At 60.2% G+C, this 17,960-nt stretch carries 14 protein-coding genes and 1 pseudogene; 9 read left to right on the top strand and 6 right to left on the bottom strand.

Going from position 1 to position 17,960, the window contains the following annotated elements:
* Window positions 1-1,271, top strand: a pseudogene (locus CQ041_RS24940) (hypothetical protein); the annotation flags it as partial.
* A gap of 20 nt (window positions 1,272-1,291) precedes the next feature.
* Here CQ041_RS24940 and CQ041_RS24935 read toward each other — a convergent pair.
* The gene (locus CQ041_RS24935) at window positions 1,292-1,561 is read right to left on the bottom strand and encodes a PepSY domain-containing protein (RefSeq protein ID WP_105525092.1); all 270 of its coding nucleotides are present in this window, start codon (window positions 1,559-1,561) and stop codon (window positions 1,292-1,294) included.
* Between the two features lie 142 nt (window positions 1,562-1,703).
* Here CQ041_RS24935 and CQ041_RS24930 point away from each other — a divergent pair, with 142 nt between their 5' ends.
* The 7 genes from CQ041_RS24930 to CQ041_RS24900 all read left to right on the top strand — a co-directional run bounded on the left by CQ041_RS24930 (window position 1,704) and on the right by CQ041_RS24900 (window position 7,697).
* Complete coding sequence (locus CQ041_RS24930) at window positions 1,704-2,702, top strand: FecR family protein (protein ID WP_105525091.1); 999 nt, start codon at window positions 1,704-1,706, stop codon at window positions 2,700-2,702.
* A 329-nt stretch (window positions 2,703-3,031) separates the two neighbouring features.
* Entirely contained in the window at window positions 3,032-3,484 is a 453-nt protein-coding gene (locus tag CQ041_RS24925; RefSeq protein WP_105525090.1) for a hypothetical protein, read from the top strand.
* A 1-nt stretch (window position 3,485) separates the two neighbouring features.
* Window positions 3,486-4,049, top strand: a complete 564-nt coding sequence (locus CQ041_RS24920; RefSeq protein WP_105525089.1) for an adhesin — start codon at window positions 3,486-3,488, stop codon at window positions 4,047-4,049.
* Between the two features lie 118 nt (window positions 4,050-4,167).
* Window positions 4,168-4,812 carry a heme utilization protein gene (locus CQ041_RS24915; RefSeq protein ID WP_240995203.1) on the top strand — a complete coding sequence of 215 codons (645 nt, stop codon included), beginning with the start codon at window positions 4,168-4,170 and terminating at the stop codon, window positions 4,810-4,812.
* Window positions 4,813-4,874: 62 nt separating this feature from the next.
* Complete coding sequence (locus tag CQ041_RS24910) at window positions 4,875-5,552, top strand: C39 family peptidase (protein ID WP_105525087.1); 678 nt, start codon at window positions 4,875-4,877, stop codon at window positions 5,550-5,552.
* A gap of 41 nt (window positions 5,553-5,593) precedes the next feature.
* The gene (locus CQ041_RS24905) at window positions 5,594-6,340 is read left to right on the top strand and encodes a hypothetical protein (RefSeq protein ID WP_105525086.1); all 747 of its coding nucleotides are present in this window, start codon (window positions 5,594-5,596) and stop codon (window positions 6,338-6,340) included.
* A 49-nt stretch (window positions 6,341-6,389) separates the two neighbouring features.
* Window positions 6,390-7,697, top strand: a complete 1,308-nt coding sequence (locus CQ041_RS24900; RefSeq protein ID WP_105525085.1) for a hypothetical protein — start codon at window positions 6,390-6,392, stop codon at window positions 7,695-7,697.
* Window positions 7,698-7,769: 72 nt separating this feature from the next.
* Here CQ041_RS24900 and CQ041_RS24895 read toward each other — a convergent pair whose 3' ends face one another.
* The gene (locus tag CQ041_RS24895; protein ID WP_105525084.1) at window positions 7,770-9,095 is read right to left on the bottom strand and encodes a sigma-54 dependent transcriptional regulator; all 1,326 of its coding nucleotides are present in this window, start codon (window positions 9,093-9,095) and stop codon (window positions 7,770-7,772) included.
* A gap of 344 nt (window positions 9,096-9,439) precedes the next feature.
* On the opposite strand from CQ041_RS24895, the gene CQ041_RS24890 reads away from it, so the two are divergent.
* The gene (locus CQ041_RS24890; RefSeq protein ID WP_105525083.1) at window positions 9,440-9,700 is read left to right on the top strand and encodes a hypothetical protein; all 261 of its coding nucleotides are present in this window, start codon (window positions 9,440-9,442) and stop codon (window positions 9,698-9,700) included.
* Between the two features lies 1 nt (window position 9,701).
* On the opposite strand, the gene CQ041_RS24885 is transcribed toward CQ041_RS24890, so the two are convergent.
* The 4 genes from CQ041_RS24885 to gnd form a co-directional block, all read right to left on the bottom strand.
* Window positions 9,702-14,420: a dermonecrotic toxin domain-containing protein gene (locus CQ041_RS24885; RefSeq protein WP_146116097.1), complete on the bottom strand. Its 4,719-nt coding sequence runs from the start codon at window positions 14,418-14,420 to the stop codon at window positions 9,702-9,704.
* Between the two features lie 97 nt (window positions 14,421-14,517).
* Window positions 14,518-15,351, bottom strand: a complete 834-nt coding sequence (locus CQ041_RS24880) for an HAD family hydrolase (RefSeq protein ID WP_105525081.1) — start codon at window positions 15,349-15,351, stop codon at window positions 14,518-14,520.
* On the bottom strand, window positions 15,348-16,871 hold the full coding sequence (gene zwf, locus CQ041_RS24875) for a glucose-6-phosphate dehydrogenase (protein WP_105525080.1): 1,524 nt from the start codon (window positions 16,869-16,871) through the stop codon (window positions 15,348-15,350). Before zwf ends, CQ041_RS24880 begins: the two co-directional genes overlap by 4 nt.
* Entirely contained in the window at window positions 16,868-17,851 is a 984-nt protein-coding gene (gene gnd / locus CQ041_RS24870) for a phosphogluconate dehydrogenase (NAD(+)-dependent, decarboxylating) (RefSeq protein WP_105525079.1), read from the bottom strand. The genes zwf and gnd overlap by 4 nt, the downstream gene beginning before the upstream one ends.
* Between the last annotated feature and the right edge of the window lie 109 nt (window positions 17,852-17,960).

Raw genomic sequence — 17,960 nt, 5'->3', positions numbered from 1 at the left:
CCCCGCCATCGGAGCGAGCAGCCGAGTGGGAGGCCGACCCCGCGGCACCCGCCACCACCCTCGCCACCTTGGACGTCACTCACATCGCCCGAACCTGCCTGCAGCCCCTGGAGGTACACGACGTCGACTTGAACCAACTCACCCTGAAGCCCGTGACTCAAGTGTATGAGGACACAAAAAGCCACCGGCTGTATGTGCCCGTGGCTGGAAAGGTCTATCCGGTGCGTCAGGCTGGGGTCCATTGGCGTCTGGCCACCCTTGAGCTGATCGGGCCCTACGTGCGCCGCAATGCAACAGGCCAATGGGTAATGGACCTTGATCGTCACAACCCGTGCTATGGCAAGACACTCTCGCGCTACAACGCACGGTACTTGACCCGCCTAGGCGAGCGACAGGCCATGAATATAGAAGCGGTCGGCATGCGGGAAATCGCCGGGCTATCCAGTTGGAAAGCTCAGGTGATCAATGAAGCCCTGAATGTCGCGACCTATTACGCGGTCACGTGTAAACGCAACGTGCTCAATTTTGCAAAAATCCGCGATCCAAACAGCCGAATAGGCCGCTTCTTCACCGAACTGTTCGGTGTATTGACGCTGACGGCAGAGCAACTGCAAAAGATCGAGGACTGCCTGGACGAAGTGCTCGGCGAACTGGTCAACCACACGCTTACCCGACCGGACTCGATGCGCTTTGTGTGTGGCACCGCACGTCTGGCCAGTGAGAGCACATTTGCCTTTATTCTACCGGATGACGCCGAGCAGAAAATCTACCTGCTCAACCCGTTTTTTGCCCCTCCGATGGACGACTACGTAAATCGTCTGACCACGCCGTTCGACGTCGTTGCCCACGCCCGGGCGGCCGTACTGATCCATGAAGTGTCGCATTTGAAATGCCAGACCGAAGACATTGCCTACCTGGACAGCATGCGTCCCTTCCATGACCTGATCAACTTGGGGGTTCAGGGAGCGCCAAAAATGAAGACCGACCTGGTGAACCTGCGCGACACCGCGCTATCGGTGCTGACACCGGCCAGCCTGCTGTTCAAGACATGGAATGAATGGATACCTGCGTGGGAGGACGTTGGAACGAGTAAGAGTACAAAGTCGATCAAACGCAAGATTCTCGAGGCCACCGGCGCGAAGAACCTGGCCGATGCGCGACAGATATTCATGACGGATGCTGATAAACGCATCGCCACGATACTGGCCAATGCAGACTCGATCACCTACCTGATAACGCAGGTTGGCCGTTCGCTGGATATGGGAGCCTGAGCAGGCTCCCACGGGATACATCAGTCTTTCTGGTCGCGCAGGATATTGCCCGAGGCGCCATCGATGCGGGCTTCATACACGGTGCCATCGGACTTGCGGCCCTTGACCTCCCAATAACCATTGTCGTCTGCTTCAGCGGCATAGACTTCGATGTAGCCAGCCTTGGTCTTGGCCACTTCGATGGCTTTTTCAATCGGGATCCAGCCCGCGCCCGGTTTATCGGCCAGCGCGGCGCCTGCGCTGAGCAGAGCAGTGGTTGCACACAGGGCGACTAAGCTTTTCTTCAACATGTTCGTACTCCATTGTGAGAATGTCCTGAAAAATTTAGGCGCTTTTAAACAAGAATAAGTTCCAATTGATGTGCAATTGCCATGATGGCTGTTCTCGCCGTCCGCCCCGGGAGGTTAGAATGTGGGAAATCAGGATGAGTCAATGAGCGAAAAGTCCATTTCAGAAGCCGACTATGACGCGATCACCGACGCCGCAGCGCATTGGTGCATGCGCCTGCACGCGAGTGACTGCACGGCGGCTGAGCGTGAGGCTTTTACGCACTGGCACGATTCGCACCCGCTGCATGCGTTCGAATACGCGGCCATGCTGGAAATCTGGGACGTCGCTGACCACCTGCCCCGTACTGAGCCGGCTCCCGCCGCAGTCTTGCCCCTGAAGCCGCGCAGTCACCTGCGCAGCTATGCCGTGGCGGCGGCCATTTGCCTGGCCGCCCTGCCCGTCGCCGCGTTTACCGGCTGGGAAGCGGGCTGGCTGCCCAACGCTTATGAGCGTTTCCAGGCGTCCGATGGACTCACACGGGTCACTCTGGGAGACGGCAGCCAGGTCGAACTCAACCTCGGCACCGAGCTGGTCTACAGCCATTACAAGGACCGCCGCCAAGTGACCTTGAAGCATGGCGAAGCCTTCTTCAAGGTCAGTCACGACAGCGCGCACCCTTTCATCGTGCGCGCCGGCGAGGGCCAGGTCCGGGTAACGGGCACCCAGTTCAACGTCTGGAAATATGAAGACCAGGTGCGTGTGATGCTGCTCGAGGGCTCGGTGCAGATTTCCAGCGACCAGGTGCACGGCAGCGTGCCACTCACGCCTGGCATGCAGGCCAGTTATCGGCAAGGTGACGCCACGCCCCGGGTGCGCGTGATGAAACCGGACGACACGGCCCTCGCCTGGCGCCAGGGCAAGCTGGTCCTCGACAACCTGACCCTGGCCGATGCGTTGCCGCTGATCAACCGCTACCTGCGCAAACCGGCGCTGCTTGCTGATGCGGGTACCGGGCAGATTCGCATCGGCGGCATCTACAACATCAGTGAGGTCGGCAACCTCATTCCCTCCTTGCCCAAGGTTCTGCCGGTCTACCTGACGCAGAACCAGGACGGCAACCCCGTTCTCAATTCCATCCCGCGCAAATCCCCGAAAGGCTGAGTCCCCGCCGTCCGGCATGGGCGTTCTTGCGTGCGCGGTGTCCATTTTTTTAACAGCCACACCCCCTGAGGCGCCCGCCTGCTGCGGGTTCATCGTTTTGTCATGGCAGGTGTTAAGTCGCTGATACAGGCAGGTGAAGCGATTGCGCAGTGGCTGGCAGTGGCGGCCTTACTGATGGCCTGTCTCGTGGCTGAAACAACAATGCCATCACTTTGCCCACGACTTTTTTCAACCCGTTGAATTACCGACACAATTCAAAAGCGGCACGCCTTCTGCTCTATCCCTGACAGCGCTGTTTAGGGTCAGCGCGAAGAAGAAGGAAGCACGCCGTGGCTATTCACACTTCAGGCTCACTGAGCCTTCTGCTGATCAGCTGTGTACTGAGTACCAGCGTGAGCCTTCCCGTGCTCGCAGCAGGCGACGGCACAATCGTGATTGACCGGGCAGTGCGCGGCCACATGTGGGGACGCACTGCCGGCTCCGACCCAAACCCTACCACCGCCCAAACCAATCCCGCCGCGCAGATCCAGCGTGCGGCCAGCTTTGAACTCAACGATCACGACATTGCAGCCGTCAGCAGCGGTGCCGCGATCACTCGCAACATCCTTCCAGGCGGACAGCTTCCGGGCTTTGACAACAACGGCGCGGGCATTGGCCTGGGCACAGGCGCAGCTGCCGGTCACGGCGGCGGTGGCAGCAGCATCGCTGGCACGGTCAACAGCGCCGTCTCCAGTGGCCTTGCGCCGCTGAACAATATCGGCAGCCTGGTCGGAGGGCGTTGAGATGAATCATTCCTGGATGCTTCTGGCAGTGCTGGGCTGCAGCGTGGCGATGGCCGACAGCAACAATGACGCGACTATCGATAATTCGGGCAAACAGTACAACGGTGTAGTGATGATCAACCAGGCCGGCGGCGACCACCAGCAGCTGAGCAATTACGTCGCCATCGCGGTTGGCCGCAACGCCCAGGCGAACGTCTCGGTCACTCAGAAAATCAGCGGTGCCCCCGCCGAACGCGCCACGAATGCGAAGGCAGCGATTCAGGGCAATTCTTTCAGCAACGGCAACGGTGTGGTGAGTATCAACCAGTCCGCCGGCGCTCAGAACCAAATGATCAATGCCGTGCGGATCAGCGTCAACGCTGGCCCGCAGAGCATCGACGACAGTGTCATGTCGCAACAGAACGTTGCGCTTGCAACAGACTCAGGGTTGACCCCTGCCACTGGCAGCCGCCAGGTCGTTACCAGCGACCAGGCCTTCACCGGCAGCCGTGGAGTGGTACAGGTCAACCAGAGCGCCGGGGTGGGGAACCGAGTGGCTAACACCCTGAACCTGCGGCTCAACTGATGGAGTTGAGCCCAAAAGCTAGACCGTTCCAACACTTAACCAACTAATAGAAGCACGGAGAAACACCATGAAAACTACAATGGCTCTTAAACCACTGGCTTTCGCTCTCGCTGCTCTCATGGCTGTTGCGGCTCAAGCGGATGGCTACAAACCTTACAAACCACAACCTACTTCGTCTGCCGCCACCGTGAATGACGGTCAAAGCAACCACGGCAACGCCGTGATCAACGACAAGACCGAAAACAACGCATCGGTCAACGGGTCGTTCCGCGACTACTCTGGCATTGCCGGCAGCAACAGCCAGGCCGGTGACAACAACCAAGGCAAAAACGACGTCGCCATCACCGCCGGTGACGCAGACTTCGTGTTCGCCACCGTCAACTCGGCTCAAGTCAACTACGGCAACGTTGTGCTCAACAAAGCCACCGAGAACAACGCGTCGGTCAATGACAGCTTCAACAACGGCTCGGGTATCGGTCAGTCCAACGTGGCCGCCGGCACCTCCAACCAAGGCAGCAACAGCGTTGCCATCAACGCTGGCGACGGTAAAGGTGGTGCTTCCACCATCAACGCTTCGCAGGAAGTCACCAGCAACCTGACGCTCAACCTCAGCAGCACTGGCAAAGGCTGGAAGTCCACTCCAGTGACCAACAACGCCAGCGTCAACAACTCGTTCAACAGCGCCACGGGCATCGTGGGTTCCAACGTTGCAGCGGGTAGCGGCAACCAAGGTCAGAACAACGTAGCAATCACTCGCTTCTGATCCTGACAGGGCCTTGGCAACAAGGCCCTTTCTCATTCCAGTGTCCAACAGGTCATACGATCATGCGCCTCGTTGCCGCCCTCCTTCTGCTTGCACTCACCGGCCCGACCTGGGCAGGGCAAATGGCCGTGGTCATGCCCGGCGGTGGGTTGATCTACAAGAAGGTCGAAAGCATCCGCGAACGCAAGTTCTCCAACCTGGTGGAACAGAAAACCGATTTCAGCTGTGGCGCCGCCGCGCTGGCGACCATCCTGCGGCAAGCCTATTGGATGGATGTGGACGAAGACCATGTCATCAAGGGCATGTTGATCAACGCCGACCAGGATCTGGTGCGCACCCAGGGCTTTTCGATGCTGGACATGAAACGCTACCTGGAAAGTATCGGCATGCGTGCCCGGGGTTACCGAATTACCCCCGAAGTGCTGATGACGGTGAAAGTCCCGGTGGTAGTCCTCCAGGAAATCCGTGGCTACAAGCATTTCGTGGTGTTGCAGCGCTCCGACAAGGACTGGGTCTATATCGGCGACCCCGTCCTCGGCCATAAGCGCTACGCCCAGGCTGACTTCGTCAAGGGCTGGAACGGCATCGTCTTTGCCGTATTGGGTGAAGGCTATGACAAGACCAATGCCCTGCTCTCCCCACCCACGCCGTTGACCGCCTCGAACCAATTGAACACGTTCACGCCAGTGCGCGACAGCGAGCTGATGGACTTTGGTTTCATTCAAAGCGACTTCTTCTAGCGAGAAGCGCCATAAGGAGCAGGACGCTCCAGGAGCAGACGATGAACACTTACCGTTGGCTGACGGTCATGTGCCTGGCAGCCTCAATGCCCGCTTATGCGTCATCGGCCTTCAAGCCTATCGAGCTCAAGGACGCGGAAATGGCTGAATTGCGCGGGCGCTATGTGATGCCCGGGCGCATCATCAGCTTTGGCCTGGTCATGAGCAGCACCTGGACCAACGCCGCCGGCGACAGCATTACCGGCAAGGCCAGCATGCAGATGGACTCCAGCACCATCACGCCGCAATTCTATGTCACCACCACCAGCACAACGGGCAACGGCACGACGCCGACCACCGGCACCGGCACGGTCGTCGGTGGCGCAGGCCTGGGCAGCGGCCAGGGTGTGACTCAGAGCGTTCGCGCGGCCGGCGACGGCAACACGGCCACCAACGGCGTGGACATCAACGTGACCAAAAACGGCCTTGCACCGGCCAATTACGTACAGTCGGGCAAGGCACTGGTGGCCGGCGACACCATCACCGGTGAAAGCGGCGCAGGCCAGGTGAGCATTTCCGCCAAGAACGGTGGGCTGCAAATGGCGATCCAGGCCAATAACAACCAGGGCAATGTGGTGCAGAACATCGGTGGCGGCAATGTGCTCCAAGGCACCGTCATTCAAGGCAACAGCAACCTGGTCAGCAACCTCACCCAACTCAACGTGGTGCTGGGTAACAACGGTTTGAACAACATCACTCAGAACCTCAATCTCGATCAACTCAAGGGACTACGCAACGTCGGTTATTGAACTACGCTGAGCCACGACACTTTCGCAATAAAAAGGGACGGCTGACTTCATGCATCGATCGTTATCGTTACGTGCCGTGGTTTGTTTGAGTACGCTGCTGCCGGCCTCCATGCTGTATGCCGCGCCGGACAGCGATATCGAAACGCTGAAACAGGAATTGCTGGAGCTCAAGCAGCGCTATGAAGTGCAGCAAAAAGCCCTGGCCGTGCTGGAGCAACGGGTCCGCCAGGTCGAAGACCAACCCGCGGCGCCGCCCCCTAAACGCTTGGCCAAATCCCCCGCAGACTTCAACAAAGGCAGTACCACGGTGGCCGGTTCAGCCGGTGTTGGCGCCGCCGCGGCGTCTGGCGGTGCCGGCGGTGGCAGTTCCTACGGGCAAAGCCTCAAGGACGACTCAGCCCCGGCGCAAAGTGTGAGCAACCTGTACAACGAGGCCAGCGGGTTCTTCGGCGATGGCAAGTTCAGCTTCGAAACCGGCATCAGTTACGCCCGTTACGATGCGCGGCAGTTGACCCTCAACGGTTTCCTGGCGCTGGACTCGATCTTCCTGGGTAACATCAACCTGGACCGAATCAAGGCCGACAACTGGACCCTGGACCTTACCGGTCGCTACAACGTCGACAATCGCTGGCAGTTCGACGTGAACGTGCCGGTGGTGTACCGCGAGACCACTTACCAGTCGGGCGGCGCCAACAACAGCGGCACCATGACTTCCGAAGCCACGGTAAAACGCGACCCGACCCTCGGCGACGTCAACTTCGGCGTGGCTTACAAGTTCCTCGACGAAACCGACAGCCTGCCGGATGCGGTGGTCTCGGTGCGGGTCAAGGCGCCCACGGGCAAGGAACCTTACGGCATCAAGCTGATCGAGGTGGCCAACAACGACAACCTGTTGGTGCCGGAAAGCCTGCCTACGGGCAACGGGGTCTGGTCGGTCACGCCGGGCATCTCCCTGGTCAAGACCTTCGACCCGGCAGTACTGTTCGGCTCGCTGTCCTATACCCATAACTTTGAAGACTCGTTCGACGACATCAGTTCCAACGTCAACCAGAAAGTCGGCGGCAAGGTGCGCCTGGGTGACAGCTTTCAGTTCGGCGTCGGCGTAGCGTTCGCCCTCAACGAGAAGATGAGCATGTCGTTCTCGGTCTCCGACCTGGTCCAGCGCAAAAGCAAGCTCAAGCCTGACGGCGGTGACTGGCAATCGGTGGTGTCCAGCGATGCGAATGCCGGCTACTTCAACGTGGGCATGACGATCGCGGCGTCGGATAACCTGACCATTGTGCCGAACCTGGCGATCGGCATGACGGATGACGCGCCGGACTTTACGTTCAGCCTGAAATTCCCTTATTACTTCTAAAGGCGACCCATCGCCAAAAGGAAAAGCCCCGCAACGATAAGGGTCGTTGCGGGGCTTTTCGGTTTACCCGCCCTAGCGGATCTGGTGTTTGTGCAGCAACCGGTAGAACGTTGGCCGGGAAACCCCCAGCACACGGGCGGCGACACTCAGGTTGTCGCTGTGCCGGTTGAGCACATCGCACAGCGCCTGGCGTTCGGCGCGGTGCTTGTAGTCTTCCAGTGTAGCCATGGGCGCCGAAATTGCCTGTTCGCCCTGCAATCCCAGATCAACGGCTTCGATCTGGCGCCCCTCGGCCAGCACCAGGCCACGGCGCACACGGTTGGCCAGTTCGCGCACATTGCCCGGCCACGGGTGTTGCCCCATCGCTACCAATGCACTTTCACTGAAATTTCGGGGGCGTCGACCGATTTCCTGACTGTAGAAGCGTGAAAAATGGTTGGCCAGCATCGCCACATCGCCATGCCGTTCGCGCAGTGGCGCGGTGACCACTTGCAGCACATTGAGGCGATAGTAAAGGTCTTCGCGGAACGTGCCCTTCTCCACCGCCGCCTCGAGGTCGACATGGGTGGCGGCCAACACCCGCACATCCACCGGGATGGGCTGGCTGCCACCGACGCGCTCGACCTGTTTTTCCTGGAGAAAGCGCAGCAGGTTGGCCTGCAACTCCATCGGCAAATCGCCGATTTCATCCAGAAACAGGGTGCCGCCATTGGCCGCTTCGATGCGCCCGACCTTGCGCTGATGCGCGCCGGTAAACGCGCCTTTCTCGTGGCCGAACAGCTCGGACTGGATCAAATGCTCCGGGATCGCCCCGCAATTGATTGCGACAAAGGGCTTGGCATGGCGTTGGGATTGGCGATGCAGGGTCCTCGCCACCAGTTCCTTGCCGGTGCCGCTGTCGCCGCGGATCAACACCGGTGACTCGGTCGGCGCCAGCTTCGACAACAATTTGCGCAATTCGCGGATAGGGCGGCTGTCCCCCAGCAATTCGTGCTCGGGCTCATCCACCGGGATATTGCCCTTGCCCCGCAGGCGCGCCATGCCGAAGGCTCGACCGAGGGTGACCTGCACCCTGGCGACATCGAACGGCAAGGTATGGAAGTCGAAAAACCATTCGCAGACAAAGTCACCCACGTTCTGCAAACGCAGTACATCCGGGCTGAGCACCGCGATCCACTCGGTGCCGCTGCGGCCGATCAGCTCTTTCACCGCTTCGGGGCGTTCCAGGTGATAAGGCTGGAGCCGCAGCAGGCCGACGTCACAGGAACGGTCGCCCACCGCTGCCAGGGCGCAGTTGTCCACCTCCCAACCGGCGGTGCGCAGGCCGGGTAAAAGTTCATGACAGTCATCGCACGGATCGACCACGAGCAAGCGGCGCTGGACAGGTGTCACGACCATGGCATTTCCTTGGCGCCAGAAAAGGTAAAGTTATTTAGAAACAATGGTTTGTGGCGCCTGGCGCTAACACTAGCAAGGTCTAGAAACGGCCCTTGTACCGTTTCGCTATAAGTCGGGGCAAAAAGCCATCTTTGCACCACGCGCGTAGCGAAAGTTGCACTAGCGGCGAACGTTCATTGCGCTTTCAAAACAATCGCTTACATGACGCTCATCAGGGAAAGTTAAAAAATGTTGCTCTAACATGTGACCCGTACCCTGCCATCGTGCATCAGTACAAGTAACCCGCCGCACGGTCAGCCCAACCGCCGGCACTCACTTGAATGGGCAATGAGAGAGAACCCGACATGAACGCCCCGCTCCGCATCAACGAAGCTCTTTTGATCGCAGACCGTGCTTTCCAGCCCTTTCAGTGCGTGGCCTGGCACGATGGCAACGGCGCCCTCAGCCTGAGCGTCATCGACCGCACCAACACCCGCATCGGCAGCAAACAATTGTCGTCCAGCGCCTACACCGATCCTGCACAACTGGAAGACCTGCTGTTGCAGGCCCGTGCCGAACTGGGTCAAGGCGGCTATCAATTGCAATCCTGGGCAATGCCTAAGTAAGTCACGATAGCGGGCCTACCGCCTCGCCAAAGAACACCGTTTTGGCAACTTCATGATCAATGTTCGAGCGCAGGACGTTGATCAGAAGTTCATTGTTCGAGGCCCGCTGCTTCAACTTCGCATAACTGATATCCCGCTCGGTGTAACGCTTGAGCGTGCCACGTGTGAAGTGAATACCTGTATCCCTTGCATGTGGGGCGTTGTAGTGCATACGCGCAAACCATAGCGGGCGGCCGCTGGAACGCTCGCGAACCTCGAACTCGCGCACCAGCAGCCGTGCCGCTGGCACTTCAACCACCTCAATCATCCAGGCGTTATATAGAAGCCAAAGCGCGTCGGACGTCGGCGCGCCCTGGATCGCCATGCGATTGCGTGCAACCGATCCTTGATTGAGAAACCCCAGGATCTCGTCGTATAAAGCGCCCGGGGTGCTCCTGAAAAAATCCAGCAACGCCGAATGCTTGGCCGACGCCGGAGGGTCGCGAAGCGCATCGATCAATAAATCGCGCTGCGTGATCATCCTGTTGGCGTAGACCAACCATTCACTGCGCACCCTTAGCGGCGACATCCGGCGAATCGTCTCCAGGCTTGAAATGCGACGGTATTGTTCGCCCGCCTGACGCCACAGCCGGCTGGCCTCCCCTCCAATGGTGGCCAGCCGCTCGTGGACGGCAAGGGCCGTAGGCAACGGTGGCGAGGGATCCTTGAGTTCGTTCCATACCGGCTGCGCCCCGCTCTCGACATTTTTGAAGGACCACAGGCGCCGATAATCGAATGGCTCCATCACATCGACACGTTCGTAGGCATCGACCTCAACCTGACGATGATTGCCAATGATCCTGCCGAGCAAGGTCTCTTCTATCAGGCGCAGGGAGCCGCTGTTGAACGCGGTCGCGTCAGTTGGGCGGCCAGCGTGCTCGTACTCACGATAGGCATCGAGCAATTGGCTTTCCACTTGAGCGAACAGGGTGCGCACGTAGGTCCGGTAACGGCCCAGCGCCTGGGCATTGATATAGGACGGCAGGCTTCCCAACTCATACGACAGGCGCGAGTGCGCCAGTACCAGCGTGTCCAGCGCGTCGTTCAACATTCTCAACTGCTGATCGCCACTGAATCGGTCCACGCAGAACAGCTCACGCAGGCTCATCAACTTCAGGCTGCAGAGGGAGGTGACCTCTTGAATCAGGTCAAAGGCCCCATCCCTGAAAACCGTGGCCCCGGCGCAGAAACACGACAGCGCCAAGGTGCGCAGTTGCAGTTCCTGCCATTTCAGTGACATGCGGCGCCCCGTCCAGGCGAATACATCCAAGTGTGCCACCGCCACATCGGCCGCCCGGCCATATTGCTTCATTTGTTCGAAACGCCGCTCGGCATCCAGGCAGGCTTCGACAGCGCTGGCCTGGAGTGTCGAATATCCACTCAAGGTCGGGGCCAAACGCTGCCAGGTCGTTGGGTCCAGTACCGTTTCCTGCATGCCCTGGGCGTCAAAATGCCACATTTGCAGGTCGTCGGTCTTTAACAGCAAGCGGCGCCTGGCCTCATACAGCACGGCCTGGGCACGCCGCGCCTTGACCGCCCCGGCGGAAAATCGGTTGTTTAACGCGCTGTAATGCTTGACCAGCATCATGCGCCTGCGGCTTTCCAGGGCGTCCAGCAGGGTGATGGCGCACCAATAGCTGGCCTGCGCCTTGGCTAACTCGCCGTCGATCTGTCGCCCAATTCCGGGGTCGTTTATGCGCCGACCGATCTGCTGCAGCGTGCGTTCTTCGGTAAATGTCAGCTTTTCGAACTGGGCGGAGACAGTGGCATACTCGTTGTTGAGTTGTTCACGGCGAGCCTGATCGGTGTTCAGTTGGGCCAAGTGCTGCTGCTGCCGGGCCAACGCGTCCTGAAAATCCTCGAGCTGCACCGGCTCAGCGACAAACACCCACTCGCCCTGGCCCCTGAGCTGCACCTCCGGCCCCTCACGCAGGGCGATAGCGTCGTTGATGGCATGCACTACACCGCCGTGGTCCTGCACCTTGAACCAATCCCCACCGATGTTGGCATACAAGTGGTGACCTGCTCCGTACAGGCCGCGATGGGCGCCTGAATCGATCCTGCGCGCCGTGGGCACCGCTTGCACCTTGTACAACGCCAGTTCTGCCTGGCGAATCACTGAGAGTCGGGTGTACAGGCCACTCCACGACCGCTCCAAACAAGGATCACTGCGCACCAGGCTGGACGCGCTGTGCACCGTGGGCAACTGCACCTGAGCGGTCGTCTCGCGGCTGGTTTGCGCGCCCTCGAGCAAAGACTCGGGGGCTTCGTGCCAGCGCAATTCGAAGCTCTCTTCAAGGTCCAGTCCCTGGGCCATATCCACCAGGGTATCGGCTGCTGCAGTGACGCCGAATGTCGTCGAAACGCGCGCGCGGCTTAACAGCACCAGCGCAACGGCGAGCAACAAGTCGACGACACTCGCGAGCTTGCCGGGTGCGTCGTCCGTGGCCAGTATCTTGATGTCCTGCCAAGCGCTCCAGGCCAACAACAGCCAGCCTGCCGCCTTGCCATATGGCCCCCCCAGCAACGGCAGAATGAGGGCCAGGCCGAGGCCGAAATGATCTTTGATCCAGCCCCAGAACACGTCCAGCGCGGACGGTGGCGGTGTCGCTTCGCGCCCTGACATCGCCTGGACCGTCTCCAGGAACAGCGCCTCCAGGTAATCGCCCTCGACTTCATCCTGCGCCAGGCTGGCGTTGGGCGCCGACCATACGCTGGTATTGAAATCCACAACGGCAAATACCTCGACGCCGGGCACCGACAAGGGTGATTTGAGGTACCGGCTACGCGCCAAATCGGGCAACCAGGCCAGCACTTGGTACTGCAATGGGCCAGGCTGCATGAGTGTGGCGAGCAGCCCCTCCCAGCGTTCGAACTCAATGAACTTGACCGCAGACATCGGTCGATACAGCACATGGGAGCCTGCGCTCACGTCGCGCGGGCCGATCACGAACATGTTCACAACCTTGTCTGGCGCGCTGTCGGCCGTGGCCTTCAACGCCAAGGGCCGCAACACCACGGTGCGGGTCTCGCCTTCACGACTCGGCTGGAGCACCGCGCAGACATTGGCGTAAGCCTGGCGGGAAAACGCTGCGGGGTACTTGAGGTGATACTCCAGCGCCAGCATCGGCAGCTGCAGCCGCACCTGCTCGATGAACCGCGCCTTGCGCCATCGGACTTCAGCGTGGTCATCCCTGAGCTTCTGCTCAACCAGCCGGCTATAGCCCGCACGCACATCGACCTTCTGAATGACCTTGAGCGCCTCTTCGGCCTGTAGCCACACGGCAACCTCTTCAGGTTCAACCGCCCCGAGGCTCAGCAGCGTGGGGTCGATGTCGCCTGCCCCAAGCCAGGCAAACCGCGTCAGGGTCCAGGCGCTTTGGGTATAGCGCGGCGGCAGGTGCCAGAACTGCGTGCTGCGCGAAGCTGGGTCAGGATCGTTGACCGTGAGCTGCAGGTTGATCCGATCCGGGTCCAGGCGTGGTTTATCCGGGAAATCCTTGGCCAGCTGCGCGGCGAGGGCCTGGCAGGCGAACTGGCCAGGCGACACAATCCCATGGTCAAAGGGTTTCCAGTCAACGGCCTGAACGTGCTGCGCCAGTTCGATCACATAGTCGCTCATGACCCGCTGATCTTCCGGGTCGGCCTGCAACAGCCAGCCCGGCAAAGCGTTCCGCAACCGGGCCATTTGTTCGCTGTCGCTGGGGGCCGTGTCGAAATCGCTGGTGACCACACGCAGCGCACGTTCGAGCACGCGCTGTTGATTGCCGAGTGCTTGCACCTTGGGCATCAGCGCCTGGATATCGCTCAACTGCGTGGCGAGGTAGGTCAGGCTCAGGCTTTGGAAAACATCCCCCGCCGGCTCGTACAGGCGCCACTGCATGTGATGACCGGGCGCGATGTCACTGAGCAGATTGACCAGCCAGCCGCCCAGTTCGTCCAGGGAGTCGAATGCCTGGATGCCGCGAGACAGGGTGAACAGCAGGACAATGAGTGTGTCTTGCCGTTGCTTGACGATCACCAGCCCACGCAGCATTTGCTGGTTCATTGCGCCGGACTCGCCCCAGTGGTCGACGATATAAGCGCGTACTGTGGCGTTTGCCGGCCTTACCGTGCGGCCGATCACCTCTGCGACCATGTCCAACTGTTCATGGGTGATGGCGGCGCTGGCCGAGGCTTCCAGCAACAGGTGCTTGAGCGACTGCGCCAGCCACAGGTAACGGACCTTGCCATCCTCGGCATGGTCCATCCAGTAACTGATCAACGCTTCCTTGTAGCGTTCGATCAACAGCGCGCCGTGCTCGTTGATCGCCTGTTCCAGGTCCCGGTTATCGACGCTGAGTTTTTCATTCTCCCCCTGTGCCGGGGAGCGCACCACGAACTGGCCCTGGCTGTAATCGACAAATACCTCGGTGGCGCACCGCTCGATCAAGGCATCCACCAACGTCAGGCCTTCATGGCCTTTAAGCGTGAAGCCCTGGCCATCGTAGGCGTACACCGGCTCCATCAACAGCGGCTGCTGTGAGTCGATGTTCAGCCAGCGGTACCGCTCGCCGAGACTGTGCTGCAAGACGTTCACCGCCACGTCCTGCAGCGAAGGACGCGAAGAAAACTGGCGCCGAAGACTCTGCGCCAAGGTCAGGAAGGGAGTCGATAGCGTAACAACAGGGGCGGCGGCCATTAGAGGGTACCTGGCAGATGATGAAACGCCCTGAATTCAGGGCGTTGAGTTCAACCATCATTGTTGCCAGGCGATAGACGCCAAACGCGGTAACTGTTTAGTCCAGGCGCGTGTCGCTGAGAATCAGTCGCTCGAACGCCTGCGCGGCACCGTCTTCCAGATTACTGGCAGTGACCACACTGGCCTGGCGCTTGACCGCTTCTTCCGCCTGCCCCATGGCAATCGACAGGCCGGCCACGTGAAACATCGCCGGGTCGTTGCCGCCGTCACCAATCGCCGCCGTCTGCTCCAGGGGCACGCCCAGGTGCTCGGCCAGCGTCTTCAATGCTTCACCTTTGTTGGCCAGCATCGCCGTCACGTCCAAGTACACCGGTTGCGAACGCGAAACCTGGGCCAAACCTTGCACCTTGGGCTGCAACTGGGCTTCCAGCGCCACCAGCAATTGGGTGTTGTTGCTGGCGGCGACGATCTTGTCGACGCGGTCCAGGTAGGGCTCAAAACTCTCCACCACCACCGGGCCGTAGCCCAGGCCGTCAGCTTCGCGCTGGGCCATGGGCCCGGGCGGGTCACGGCGCAGCCAGTCGCCATCGGCAAACACCCAGACTTCAACGTCGGGTTCGGCCGAGAACAGCGCCAATGTCACCAGCGCCGCTTCCGCCGGCAGGTGATGAGCAACCAGGATGCTGCCATCGGGGTTGATCAACGTACCGCCATTGAAGCCGGCCACCGGCACGTCGATGCCAAAGGTTTCGATCAGGTGCAGCATGGCCTTGGGCGGCCGCCCGCTGGCCAGGCTGAAAATCACCCCCGCCTCGCGCAACGCCCGCACCGCATCGGCGGTGCGCTGGCTGAGCCGGTGATCGGGATGCAGCAACGTGCCGTCCACGTCGCTGAGGATAAAACGGATGGGATGAATCGCTGCGTCACTCATCCGAGTGTGTGCCAGGTACGGCCATCGCGGGCCAACAGGGCATCGGCCGCAGCCGGTCCATCCTCACCCGCCTTGTAGGCCTGGATCCCATCATCTTCCTTCCATGCATCAAGGAACGGCTGCACCGCACGCCAGCCGTTTTCGATATTGTCGGCACGCTGGAACAAGGTCTGGTCACCGATCATGCAGTCGTAGATCAGGGTTTCGTATCCGGTCGACGGCTGCATCTCGAAGAAGTCCTCGTAGGCGAAACCCAATTGGATATTGGCCATGTCCAGGGTCGGCCCGGGCTTTTTCGCCAGCAGGTCGAACCACATGCCTTCATTGGGCTGGATCTGGATCTTCAGGTAGGTGGGTTTGAGTTCATCCACCTCGGTGTCGCGGAATTGCGCATAGGGCGCCGGCTTGAAGCAGATGACGATTTCGGTGTCGCGCACGCTCATGCGCTTGCCGGTGCGCAGGTAGAACGGCACGCCAACCCAACGCCAGTTGTCGATCATCACCTTGAGGGCAACGAAGGTCTCGGTGCTGCTGTCCGGCGCCACGTTGGGCTCATCACGATAACCGGGCAGTGGCTTGCCGCCAATTTCGCCAGCGGTGTACTGGCCCCGTACCGAGTTGGCCCGAGCGTCTTCGAGCGACCAAGGGCGGATCGCACCGATCACCTTGGCTTTTTCACCACGCACCGCGTCCGCGCCAAAGGCCGCCGGTGGCTCCATCGCCACCATGGCCAGCAACTGGAACAGGTGATTGGGCACCATGTCGCGCAATGTGCCGGTTTTTTCGAAGAAATTACCCCGTGTCTCCACGCCGACGGTTTCAGCGGCGGTGATTTGCACGTGGTCGATGTAATGATTGTTCCAGAACGCTTCAAACAGCACGTTGGAAAAACGGCTGATGAGGATGTTCTGCACCGTCTCCTTGCCCAGGTAATGGTCGATGCGATAGATCTGCTTCTCGCTCATCACCTTGAGCAGGCTGGCATTCAGCGTTTCGGCGGTCGCCAGGTCGGAGCCGAAGGGTTTTTCGATGACCACGCGACGGAAACCGTCATCGGTCTCCGTCAGCAGGCCGGCACTGCCCAGGCGCTGCACCACGTCGCTGAAGAAGCGCGGTGCGGTCGCCAGGTAGAACACCGCGTTACCGGTGCCACTGTCGAGGATCTTCTGACCGATGTCGGCGTAGGTGCTGTCGTCGAGGAAATCGCCCTCGACGTAACTGATCCCTTTTGCCAACTGCGCCCACAAGGCCGGGTCAAGGGCGTCGTCGCCACTGCCCCGGACCTTGCTCGCGGCTTCGGTGCGGATGAAGTCTTCGAGTTTCTTGGCAAAATCGGCGTCGCTGATGGCGTTGTGATCAACGCCGACAATGCGCAAGCCATCGCCCAGCAACCCATCGCGACTGAGGTTGTAGAGCGCCGGCATGAGCAGGCGCTTGACCAGGTCGCCATGGGCGCCAAACAGAAACAAGGTGGTAGGTGGAGCGGGTTCGGCCTTGGACTTGGTGCCGTTGGCGGTCATTTTTTGGACGTCTCCACGTGGCCGCCAAAGCCGAAGCGCATGGCAGAAAGCATTTTGTCGCCGTAGGTGCTCTGCTGGCGCGAACGGAAACGTGCGAACAACGAGGTGGACAGCACCGGCACCGGCACGGCCTGTTCCATGGCCGCTTCGATGGTCCAGCGGCCTTCACCGCTGTCGGCCACGGAGCCGGAGTAACCGTCGAGTTTCGGGTCAGTGGCCAAGGCGTCGGCGGTCAGGTCCAGCAGCCAGGACGACACCACGCTGCCACGGCGCCAGACTTCGGCGATGTCGGCAACGTTCAGGTCGAAACGCTGGTCTTCCGGCAGGTTTTCCGAGTTCTTGGTCTTGAGAATGTCAAAGCCTTCAGCGAAGGCCTGCATCATCCCGTACTCGATGCCGTTGTGGATCATCTTCACAAAGTGCCCGGAACCTGCTGGGCCGGCGTGGATGTAACCTTGCTCGGCGCGCGGGTCAGCGCTGTCTTTGCGATCCTTGGTGCGCGGGATATCGCCCAGGCCTGGCGCCAGCGTCTTGAAGATCGGGTCGAGGCGCTGCACGGTTTCAGTGTCGCCACCGATCATCATGCAATAGCCCCGCTCCAGGCCCCAGACGCCGCCGGACGTGCCAACGTCAACGTAGTGCAGGCCCTTTTCCGCCAGGGCCTTGCCGCGACGCACGTCGTCCTTGTAGTTGGTGTTGCCCCCATCGATGATCACATCGCCTTGTTCCAGCAGATGGCTCAGCTCATTGATGGTGTCTTCGGTGGGCGCGCCAGCAGGCAGCATGACCCATACGGCGCGAGGCGCTTGCAGCCCGGCGACCAGTGCCTTGAGGTCGGCAACGCCAGTGGCGCCCTCCTCGCTCAAGGTTTTGACAAATGCTTCGTTACGGTCGAAAACAACGGTGGTATGCCCATTGAGCATCAGGCGCCGTGCAATATTCCCGCCCATGCGGCCTAGTCCAATAATCCCCAGTTGCATGTGCTGATGCTCCTACTACTAAAAAAATGTGTGCCATAGTTTATAGCGCAATGAGGCCAATGAGGGTTAGTCAGGCACATATCCATGTAGTTTCATGGAAAAAAGTTGC

It is taken from the genome of Pseudomonas sp. MYb60, assembly GCF_002979555.1.
Lineage (GTDB): Bacteria > Pseudomonadota > Gammaproteobacteria > Pseudomonadales > Pseudomonadaceae > Aquipseudomonas.
Note: the sequence above shows the minus strand (reverse complement) of the source record. Positions and strands in the feature narration are given on the sequence as shown.